At 59.0% G+C, this 361-nt stretch carries 1 protein-coding gene; it reads left to right on the plus strand.

Going from position 1 to position 361, the window contains the following annotated elements; all coding sequences use genetic code 11:
• Positions 1-361 (plus strand): DUF5801 repeats-in-toxin domain-containing protein (locus PUV47_RS19855; RefSeq protein WP_274220341.1); only part of this gene is annotated, 361 nt, incomplete at both ends.

Raw genomic sequence — 361 nt, forward strand, 5'->3', positions numbered from 1 at the left:
CGGCACGCTGACAGAAGGCGGCGAGCCAGTCGAGACAGGACTGACCTCAGGAGGTGTTCCAGTTGTCGTGTCCTTGTCTGACGATGGGCTCACCCTCACGGGCTCTGCTGGTGGCGAAGACGTTTTTGTTGCGCAGCTTAATGAAAACAGTGCCGACTACACTGTCACGCTTTACGGCCCGATTGATCACCAGGCGGGTGCAGACGGACGTGGCAATGGCCAGTCGCTGAACTTCAAGGCCACTGCCACTGACGGGGATGGCGACCCACTTGAACTGACGCTTTCCACGCGTATCATTGACGATGCGCCTGTCGTATCGAACCCGGATGGCGTTGCCCCGGGCGTTTCAAACGCAATCGTG

Source organism: Pseudovibrio exalbescens (assembly GCF_028737195.1).
Lineage (GTDB): Bacteria > Pseudomonadota > Alphaproteobacteria > Rhizobiales > Stappiaceae > Pseudovibrio > Pseudovibrio zosterae.